Source organism: Wolbachia endosymbiont of Pentidionis agamae, assembly GCF_036711655.1.
In the GTDB taxonomy this organism is placed as follows: Bacteria; Pseudomonadota; Alphaproteobacteria; order Rickettsiales; family Anaplasmataceae; genus JAZHPY01.
In genome coordinates, this window is sequence record NZ_JAZHPY010000046.1 from 1 (window position 1) to 9,361 (window position 9,361).

The 9,361-nt window shown below is 30.1% G+C and carries 4 protein-coding genes and 3 pseudogenes; 5 read left to right on the forward strand and 2 right to left on the reverse strand.

The features are described from left to right. The first annotated feature begins 249 nt into the window (after positions 1-249). The 3 genes and pseudogenes from V6U76_RS03355 (at position 250) to V6U76_RS03365 (ending at position 6,672) form a co-directional block, all read left to right on the forward strand. Positions 250-5,007 (forward strand): annotated as a pseudogene (locus V6U76_RS03355) (NAD-glutamate dehydrogenase). A gap of 5 nt (positions 5,008-5,012) precedes the next feature. Further along, positions 5,013-5,306 (forward strand): Sec-independent protein translocase subunit TatB, encoded by a 294-nt coding sequence (tatB, locus tag V6U76_RS03360; protein ID WP_333023605.1) that lies wholly within the window; start codon positions 5,013-5,015, stop codon positions 5,304-5,306. Beyond that, complete coding sequence (locus tag V6U76_RS03365) at positions 5,281-6,672, forward strand: PleD family two-component system response regulator (protein ID WP_333023606.1); 1,392 nt, start codon at positions 5,281-5,283, stop codon at positions 6,670-6,672. Before tatB ends, V6U76_RS03365 begins: the two co-directional genes overlap by 26 nt. 158 nt (positions 6,673-6,830) lie before the next feature. Here V6U76_RS03365 and V6U76_RS03370 read toward each other — a convergent pair. Together V6U76_RS03370 and V6U76_RS03375 are read right to left on the reverse strand one after the other, a co-directional pair. After that, positions 6,831-7,196, reverse strand: a pseudogene (locus tag V6U76_RS03370) (reverse transcriptase N-terminal domain-containing protein). A gap of 717 nt (positions 7,197-7,913) precedes the next feature. Beyond that, positions 7,914-8,143 (reverse strand): annotated as a pseudogene (locus tag V6U76_RS03375) (PD-(D/E)XK nuclease family transposase); the annotation flags it as partial. Positions 8,144-8,263: 120 nt separating this feature from the next. On the opposite strand from V6U76_RS03375, the gene V6U76_RS03380 reads away from it, so the two are divergent. Beyond that, positions 8,264-9,163 (forward strand): hypothetical protein, encoded by a 900-nt coding sequence (locus V6U76_RS03380; RefSeq protein ID WP_333023607.1) that lies wholly within the window; start codon positions 8,264-8,266, stop codon positions 9,161-9,163. After that, positions 9,102-9,361, forward strand: a 260-nt coding sequence (locus V6U76_RS03385; RefSeq protein ID WP_333023608.1) for a hypothetical protein, incomplete at its 3' end; no start/stop codon positions are given. The genes V6U76_RS03380 and V6U76_RS03385, both read left to right, overlap by 62 nt.

The window sequence follows — 9,361 nt, forward strand, 5'->3', positions numbered from 1 at the left end:
TATAATTATTAATATAATAAGGAGAACATATGTTTTAATCTAAGTCCAAACATCAGAACAGAATCATTTAAATTCGATCATGAAATTCTTGAGAAGTCAAAACAAGAAATAAGAGAATTAGATGAAATGAAAATTACAAAATTTTAGTACTAAAAGTAGTAGAAAAGATGGATTAATTGTATACACTCTTAATAATGAAATCTTAGTTAAAAAGGTTTAAGCTGATCTGATATATCTTTATTTTAAATTATGTGTGTAGATTGTAATGTTAGTAATAAAATTACTGAATCACTGCTGCAATTAATTGATCAACAAGGTCAAGAAAAAAGGAGTAAACTTAAAGAGTTTATTAAGTACTTTTATAATTTTGTTTATAAAAGCGATCTTAAAATTAATAATGAGTTTCTTTTCTGTATTGCAAAAGATGCTTATGATTTTGTGCTTCACAGAGAGAAAGAAGAAGATAAATTTGTAATATGTAATGTTGATGAAATACAAGGCATAGAAGGAAAGTTTACTATAATTAAGATAGTCAATAATGATATGCCTTTTCTTGTAGATTCTGTAATTTCTACTATTAAGTCTCATGATTTGACTATATACTATTATAGTAATAGCATCATTAACATTAGAAGAAAAAATGATTTGCTTGATGAAATTTTTCCCTTAGAATCAAATTATGGTATAAAGGAATCTATTGTATATGTAGTTATTAAAAGTATAAGTCACAGTTTCATAGATACTCTAAAAGAATCTCTCCTCAGAACTCTTAAAGCTGTGAGTTATTCTGTAAAAGATTGGCATTTAATGCTTAAGAAACTGAATGATGCTGGCGATACATTTGTTCCAGTTGAAACTTATCTAGAAGAGAATAGACATGTTAATGGAACATACCACACTGATCAAGTAAAAAACTTTTTTTATTGGCTGAGAGATAATTTTGTATTTTTAGGTTATCAAGAATGTATTCCTAATGATAATGGTAAGCTTACTCCGAACAAGAAGGAAAATCTTGGTTTATTGAGATTAGATGAAGAGTATAACAATGTGATGATCTCATCGGAAGATTTAAGTTGCTTGTATATATTGAGGTCACATTTGGTTTCAATAGTTCACAGGTGTACATATCTAACTTGCATAGGAGTAAAGGAATTTAATGAACACAAAGAATTAATAAAAGAAAGGCGTTTTTTTGGACTATTTACTTCTAAAGCTGAGGTTCAAGACATTCAAACTATTTCTGTGATCAAAGATATAGTTAAAGCAATAGAACGGAGAGCTGGATTTGTAGCAGGAGGGCATAATAACAAGGCTCTAATTTATATTTTGCAAACATTTACCTGTGCAGAACTGCTTCAATCTAGTGAAAACGAGTTATTCCAAATATGTACTGCTGTAATGTCACTGGCGATAAGGCCAAGAATTAGGTTATTTTTAAAAGTTATGGGGATTTTTGTCAGCTGTGTAGTACTAATTCCAATGCGTTATGCTAATGCTAAATTAATGTTAAAGATACGTGATATTCTTAAAAGTGAAATAGGTGCAGAAAGTTCGGATATTTATAATCGTAACATTATAGACGAATATGACTTGATGAAGTTACACGTTGTGCTAAAGATTAATAATCTAGAAGTATGTGAGAATCTAAATAATGAAATTTCACGCATAGAAAGTAAGTTAAGGAAGATTACAGAAAAATGGGAAGATCGTTTTATAGATAATTTATATAATACTTTTGGCACCGTTGAAGACATATTCATTCGCTATTGTAATGCATTTCCAGTGAGTTATCAGGAAAGCTTCGAGCCCAATGAAGCATATCATGATATTAAAAAAATGGAAATACTCAGGAAAAATGGTATCTGTGAAGTGGATTTAAGGTTCACTGCTGATAATCTCAATTATCAGCTTAAGGTATATACTCAGAGTAATGGTGGACTCGAATTATCTAGAATATTAAAAGTTACTGAAAATTTAGGAGCCAAGGTCTTATCTCATAACAGTTATTACATAGAAATTAATGGTGGAATTTGGATACATAATTTTACATTGTTTAAGTCTAATAAGTTAGTAAATAATATTACCTTAAAAGAGCAATTTTAAATAACACTCACTAAAGTTTTCGCACGAGAGATTAACAATGATTATTTTAACAGTTTAATTATTTTAGCAGATTTAAAATGGAAAGAAGTTTTATTGATTCGAGCACTCAGTGCTTACCTAAAACAGATATCCTTTAATTATAATCAAGAATATATTCAAAGGGTATTTTCAGAATATCCTAAAATAGTTAAATATCTAGTACAGCTATTTCATGCAAGATTTAATCCTAAAATAGATATTGATAGAATAAAAACTATTAATATTTTTAAAGAAAAAATAGAGGAACTGCTAAAGGACATTAATAATGTTTCTCATGATTATGTTTTGCGTTCAATATTTAATTTAATAATTGCTACTTTAAGAACTAATTATTATCAAGATAACAAACCATATCTTTCTATAAAATTTGATTCAAATAAAATAAGCAACTTACCAGAGCCACATCCATATCGTGAATTGTATGTTTATTCAAACCTTTTTGAAGGAATACATTTAAGAGGAGGAAAGCTTGCACGTGGTGGATTAAGGTGGTCAGATAGAACAGAGGATTTTCGTACAGAAGTTCTAGGTTTAATGAAAGCTCAGATGACAAAAAATGCAGTGATTATACCTGTTGGTGCGAAAGGCGGTTTTGTAATAAAACATACATATAAGGATAAAGATACTTTGAGAAAAAAAGGTGTTGAATATTATCAAAACTTTATTAGAGGTATGCTTGATATCACTGACAATATCATTGATGGAAAAGTTGCACCACCTAAAAATGTAGTGAGGTATGATGATGATGACCCATATTTAGTGGTTGCTGCAGATAAGGGAACTGCTTCTTTTTCTGATTACGCGAATAAAGTAGCTGCTGAATATAATTTCTGGCTTGGTGATGCATTTGCGTCCGGCGGATCAAGTGGATATGATCATAAAAAAATGGGTATTACAGCAAGAGGTGCGTGGATTGCAGCACAGAGACATTTTTGGAAAATTGGCAAAGATATTAATCATAGTGTCACTGTTATCGGCATTGGAGATATGTCTGGTGATGTATTTGGAAATGGTATGCTATTATCAAATAATATATGCTTGATTGGTGCATTTAATCATATTCATATTTTTATTGATCCATGCCCTAATGCAGAAAAAAGCTTTATTGAACGGAAGCGTCTTTTTGAATTACCGTTTTCAAGTTGGATGGATTATAATAAAGAGGTAATTTCTCAAGGTGGTGGAGTATTCGAACGCAATATTAAATATATTGATATTTCTTTGGAGATGAAAAAATGTTTTAACATAAAAGAAAATCAGTTATCTCCTGATCTTCTGATACAATACCTACTAAAGGCAAAAGTGGATTTCATATGGAATGGAGGAATTGGAACTTTTGTGAAGGCAACAAATGAAAGTCATAGTGTTGCCTGTGATAAAGCTAATGATGAGTTAAGAATAAATGGTAAGGATATTATGGCATCTATGTTCATAGAAGGAGGTAATTTAGGTTGTACACAACTTGGTAGAGTAGAATATGCTAATAAAGGAGGATATATTAATGCAGATTTTGTTGACAATTCAGCTGGAGTTATATGTTCTGATTTAGAAGTAAATATTAAAATAGCTCTTGCTTTAGCTGTAAAAGATAATGTTATTTCTCTAGAGAGAAGGAATGAAATATTAGGTAATATGATTGATGAAGTTGCATTTAAAGTTCTAAATAATCATAATATAATAGAAACGAAAGCATTGCTTCTTGAATGCATGCAAGCAAGGAATAGATTAGAGCAGCATTATAAATTAATTCTTATGCTTGAAAAGTCTAAGCTTTTAAATAGACAAATAGAATTTCTTCCGGCAGATGAAGAGATAGAAAAAATGCGAGATAAATCACTAGGTTTAAATTCTCCACAATTATCTGTTTTGATGTCATACGCTAGAACAAGTATAAAAAATGAAATTATAAACTCTGATTTACCTGAGAAAGGCTTATTTTCTGATAAGTATTTACTAGGTTATTTTCCACAGAAAATAGTAGAGGAATTTAGCGGGTCTATATTAAAGCATCCGTTATGTAGAGAAATTATTTCCACTTGTATTGCTAATGATATTGTAAATAGAATGGGATGTGTATTTATAAATAATTTAATTGAAAGTACTGGTGCCAAAGTGTATGAAATAGCTAATATATATATCATAGTTTGTTATTTATATGATTTATATGAACTGTGGGTGGGAGTTGATCAACTAGATGGTATAATAGATATTGGTATATATTCAGATATAGTAAGAAGCGTACAAAAATTTGTTGGTAAGGTTTCATTTTGGCTAGTAAAAAATACTAGTACTTTTATTCTTACAGAACTTAATGAGATCATTGAGTTACGAAGTAAAATTAGCAATGTATGTCAAAGTTTAGAAGATGTTTTAGGTGAATGTTTATTAAAAAGTTATCGCAATGAATTTAACTTTCTAGTTAAGCTTAATATTAATGAAGTTTTGTCGAAAAAAATTGCAAATTTATCTATTCTTACTTACATACTAGAGATCATATCAGTTTCTGAAAGAGTATCTTTACCAGCACTTCACGTAGGAAAAGTATATTTTGAATTAAGGTCATTATTAAAATTTGATCTTATCAGTAAAGCTGCTGTTCAAATGAGAAATGGTGCTTCTTACTGGAACTGCAGTGTAATTAACGATTCATTAGATGATCTTGGTAAGTATAATTGTGATCTAACTGTCAAGGTTATAGAAACCTCTGATGGAAATTATAATGATAACATTGTTGAATTTTGGGTTACAAATAATGCAGAACACATAAAACGTTATGATAATTTTTTAAGAGAAATGCTTGATTCTAAACTTGATTTAAGTAAGTTGATATTTATAATAAAGAAAATTGAGCTTTTACTGTTGTAGAAAAAATGTTTAATATAAGTTTATCAGAAGTTTTTGTTGTTGCCTTAGTGGGTATAATTTTTCTCGATAAGAAAAAAATTCCTGAATGTGTTAGTTTTATCAGGGTAATATATAAGTCCGCTATAGATATGAAATTTAAAATTGAAAGGTTTTTAAAAAATACGGAAATTAATGAATTGTATAAAGCATGTGAAACTGAGGAAATAAAATATATAGCTGGTAAAGATGGCAAATTTTATCCTGCTTACAATATAGATAACTTGTCTAATAAAAATGACGGCAAAGATTCTAGTAGTTGATGACGTTTTATCTAATGTTAAACTTTTAAAGGCGAAGCTTACTGCAGAATATTATACAGTCGTTGTAGCTTATGATGGGCAAGAGGCAATAGATCTAGTCATTGAAGAGCAACCAGATATAATATTGCTTGATGTTATGATGCCTAAGATAGATGGATTTCAAGTTTGTAAACAACTAAAAAATAATCCATTAACAACTCATATTCCAATAGTTATGGTCACTGCGTTGCATGATGCAGAAGATAGAGTACATGGCATCAATGCAGGTGCAGACGATTTTTTAACTAAACCAATAGATGATATTTCGCTCTTTGCACGTATAAAGTCATTAATGCGTTTGAAAACTGTGATAGATGAATTACGCTTAAGGGGTGAGACAAATGCAGATATTGGTATAGTTATGAAAGATAATATTATGGATTACTCGAATCAAATTTCAGATGCTTCTATATTGGTTATAGATGAAGATATTCTGCAAGCTAAACAGATACGTAAAATATTAGAGAGACGCTTTAAGTTAATTGAAATATCAAATGATCCTATTGCTTCACTGAATGAAGCAACGATCAATAAGGATTATGATCTTATTATTTCTGATATGCAATTTGCTAATTTTGATGGGTTACGTTTATGTTCTCAATTACGTAGTAAAGTGGAGACACGCTATACACCAATTTTAGTTTTACTAGAGGATTATAATAAAAATCATTTAATAAAGGCTTTAGAAATAGGTATAAATGATTATTTGGTAGTACCGATAGATGAAAATGAATTGATAGCTAGAGCTAATTCACAAATAAAGCGTAAAAGGTATCAAAGTGCATTAAGGATGAGTTTATTTAGTAGCATGGAAATGTCTATAAAAGATCCATTAACAAACTGCTTTAATAGAAGGTATTTCGATATGCACTTGAAAAATATTATTAAAGATTCTATTTTAAAAAATAAAGAATTATCTCTAATGATTATTGATATAGATTATTTTAAACAAGTAAATGATGAATTTGGACACAATGCTGGAGATGAATTACTAAGGCAAATGAGTAAAATAATCTATGAGAATATTAGAATAACAGATTTATTAGCTAGGTTTGGAGGTGAAGAATTTATTGTTGTGATGCCAGATACTAATATATCAAATGCTGCAGAAGTTGCACAGAGAGTATGTAATATTATTGCTCAAGAATCTTTCAAGCTTGTTGATATAACTATTAGAAAGACAGTTAGTATTGGAGTAACAAAAGCGTTAGATTGTGACCTTAATAATATAAAAGCATTTATAGAGCGAGCTGATCAGTGCTTATACAAAGCAAAAAATACTGGTAGGAATAAAGTAGTTATTACTAACGAATCTTTTTTTAATTGAATATCTATTTAATAGATATACTGTAATTATTTTCAAGTTAATAAAATATCTTCAAAAATGGTACTGTCCAATGAATCATACATTTTTGCCATAATAAATAAAGTTCCAAATAATATCTATGTCGTTTTATTGTTTAGAGAATGACAAAGTTTTTCTTACTAAACGTCCAACTCTTTCAGAATAATTGTATCAGTTAAATCTTTCAACTCTTGCATGGCTCTATCTTTTATCGTGGGTATTCCAAGAGGCCTTCTTTTGCCATTAGATTTATTGATATAAATTCGTTTTAGCGGAGAAGGTTTGTATCCTCTTTGTTTTAATAGCTTTATTCCTTGAAATTTTGTGTTGCAAGTTGACCATATTTGACGATCTACACCTGCTGTGTTTTTTCCTTGGTTTTCAGTTACTCTTCTAACAGCTAAAGCTTGTTGCTAAAGTAGCGTGTGAGGAGATGCTGTAAAGCTTTTCCCCCTCCCCCATCTTCCTTGTTGGACAGCATTAACAATACGTCTTTGTAGCCTCATAACAACTCTTTGGCATTTCTTCCAGGATAACTGGTTCCATACTTCGGAATGTTGGTAGGTGCACTTACAGCTTTACTTGTAATCATCTGCTTTCCTACCTTAAGTGGTTAACAAAGTTTCTTGTCATGAGGGACCAAATGGAAGTCTGATCGTTTTCACACAAATTAATGTTACAAATTCTATCCATTTCATTACAAAATGGCATTCGCTTTCTCCATTCTCCTTTACCTGCACATCCATCAGCATTCCTTGCTAGTTGCCTGCCATATAGGCGAAAATACAGGCTTGCCCTGTTCCTTTTGTCATACAATAGTGGGTTATGTAGCTTCTCTGTACCGGTGGAATTGTTATTTGCGTACATCCAGAAATGAAAAAAGTATCCTGTCTACGTACATTTTGGTTAGAGCCTATCAGCATCTTTGGCTCTTTCATCGTAACGGTACTTGTAAAGCTTCACTTATGTTTACCATACCACTCCTAGCCCTCCAACCACATGATGCTTGTAGCTGATGCTCCTCTCACGATTACGCATCTTCTTTTTTAGGCGGGAAGTTCATTGTCTGCATCGTCGGCACCAACCGGTTACCCGATTCGCACTGATGTGTAGACTCAGATGGCAAAACATCTGGTTTAATAAGTCTTTAGAATCCTTTCAGTTTCTTTCTGAAGGAATTCCTCTCCTTTTAAACAATATGACCGAAGACTTTCAGGTCGCATCATCTCCGCAATATACCTATTTCCATTAGAATCCATGCAGAGAACATCAACTATGCTTTTTTGTCAGAAGCAATCTCTGATGGTACTTAAAAACTCAACTTCTTGTATTGCACTCTCCACTTTAAACTCTAAAATATCATTAAGAAAATGAATAAGAATATTTTTATTCTTCTCGGTACCAAAAATTCATTTAGATCACGTTTTGGATCTAAAAACTTAGAAAAAACCATAACAGATCGATTTGAAAAGCATTAATAATTATATACTATTAAAGAAAATTTTTTAACTATTTTAGCTTTAATCATAACTTAATATAATTATGCTAATAATATTACTATTTAGTAGGAGTGATGATGGACTTCAATAGATATATACAAGATAATACTTTAATAATAACAAAACATTTCTTGCAAGACATAAATAAATTAGTAAGCTTTTTAGAAAAAAACACGCATATTACTTCAATTGATATCTCCTCTAATGGAATTGGTGACGAAGGTGCAAAAGCATTAGCGAATGGTAATCTTACACATCTTACTACACTTAATATATCTTCTAATAGAATTGGTGATGAAGGTGCAAAAGCATTAGCGAATGGTAATTTTACACATCTTACTACACTTAATATATCTTCTAATAGAATTGGTGATGAGGGTGCAAAAGCATTAGCTGAATTTCATACTTGTAATATCAAGTTAGAGCCTAACTATTTTTATAATTTACTCAGATTTGCATGGCTTTACAATAATAACACCAATAAACTAAGTGAAGATAGTACAAGAAATTTATTATTTGATCTTGCTACAAGTCCATCGAATAAAGAGAAAGTCTTCTGTTTATTGGATGATCCAAATAAATACCCTTTTCTTATTAACTCAACAAAAAATGAAAATGGAAACATATTGCCTAATTTTTTTCTTGATTATAAATCGCATAAGAAATTTTTTGAACTTGGTCTCATTCCTAAACCGGTGAATACAGATTTACTTAATATTGCACAAAATAACCAATCTGTTCATGCAACATCAGTAGTTAATAAAACAAATTTTATCACTAAAAAACTTGTTGAATCTGTGGAAGCAGATAAGAAAAAATTAGAGACAGTAATAAATAATTTTACAAGAGTAAGCATACCAAAACTTAAAGAATATCAGAATAATAAAGTAAAACTAAATCTATTTGATTTTAGTGATCAAGAAAAAAAAGTGTTACGGAAAAGTACTAGAAAAAGGTTCTCTTGTATCAAGTGATGAAGAGTTTCTTGAATTTATTATCGATAAAGTTAAGGAAGCTCTAAATACACAATATTTAAGAAAAAGAGAAAATGGAGAATATGATGAAGGTTACCCTACACAAATGTTACAATATGATTGTACAAGAGATGATGCAAAAATCACTATACCAGAATCTATAGGTTTTATTTTACTGCATATTGAAAATCTTAGAAA

Excerpts from the sequence above, each read along its gene's own strand:
- tatB (WP_333023605.1), top strand. The coding sequence starts at position 5,013 with ATGTTTAATATAAGTTTATCAGAAGTTTTTGTTGTTGCCTTAGTGGGT.
- V6U76_RS03365 (WP_333023606.1), top strand. The coding sequence starts at position 5,281 with ATGACGGCAAAGATTCTAGTAGTTGATGACGTTTTATCTAATGTTAAA.
- V6U76_RS03380 (WP_333023607.1), top strand. The coding sequence starts at position 8,264 with ATGATGGACTTCAATAGATATATACAAGATAATACTTTAATAATAACA.